Raw genomic sequence first — 1,000 nt, 5'->3', positions numbered from 1 at the left:
AATGACGACATATCCTTTGAGGAGCGCCATCTCCACATCTTGCAAGTCGTGCATGGACATAGCTTCAGACACAGACAAGACCCGTTCCACCAGATAGTCGGTCATTTGGCGCAAGCTCTTGCGTGGATATGCGTGCTGTTGGAGCTGCAATATATTGCGCTCGAGAAGCGGTTTGTCGATAAGCGTACGGAGAAAATAGCAGGCCGCCCGGTACCGGCCAATGACGAGTTTGCGCTCGACAAAGTCGGCATCACTGCCGAGGCGGGACTGCAACCAGTCACTAGAGACCTGTAGATGACCGTTCAACTTGGGTACACGCGCACTCTTCAGCAGGGCTGCTTTCGGGGCTGCGCGTCCTTTCTCTGTACCTCGGGTCTGCAAGGCAGACTGATTGTTCTCCCCCCGCCAGTGGTCGTTTCGCGCATCGCGCGCTTCAGACGAAGCGCTCCTCTGACCAGGTTGAGCCGAAGCACCTTTCGACACGGCGCGACTCGAACCCGGATGGGTCGGTCGTGTCTTTCTGGCCTTACTCGACGAAAAGAACTTTGGCATATAAACTCATCCTATCCAAAATGCAGATGAGCTTAGAATGCACGTCCTTGGTCGATTCATGCACAAGTGGGAAAGAGACGGATTTTCGAGGAAAACACAGACCGCGATGTTGTTATGGAATCAATCCCGAAACAGACTCAACGGAGAAACAAACTCAACCTCGAAACATACTCAACCGAGAAACGTTGTCATGCCAAGCCGAGAGCATTTATAAAATGTATCGGACGTCTCCCTTAGTTTGAAGAAAATAGCGGATAAACGACTCTTTCATGAACTTGGCTGTCGATCCGCTGACGGGCACGCGACTACGCTGCCCACCCCATTCTGTATCCGCCTCAATGTACGCTGCATGCCTTCCGCCCATATCCATGACGCAGACGACCTCTGGATGAAACGACTTCCGATAGGTTGTAAGCCCGATATCATAGCACAGATTGTGCGCAACCAC

General features: G+C 52.5%; 2 protein-coding genes. Both read right to left on the bottom strand.

Annotation, left to right across the window (positions count from 1 at the left end; all coding sequences use genetic code 11):
- Positions 1–381: spore germination protein (locus tag AC2VLY_RS10880; RefSeq protein ID WP_486922263.1), on the bottom strand; the 381-nt coding region annotated here is incomplete at its 3' end.
- Between the two features lie 379 nt (positions 382–760).
- Positions 761–1,000 (bottom strand): hypothetical protein (locus AC2VLY_RS10875; RefSeq protein ID WP_486922262.1); only part of this gene is annotated, 240 nt, incomplete at its 5' end.

Source organism: Acidithiobacillus sp. TH-A36 (genome assembly GCF_057473445.1).
Note: the sequence above shows the minus strand (reverse complement) of the source record. Positions and strands in the feature narration are given on the sequence as shown.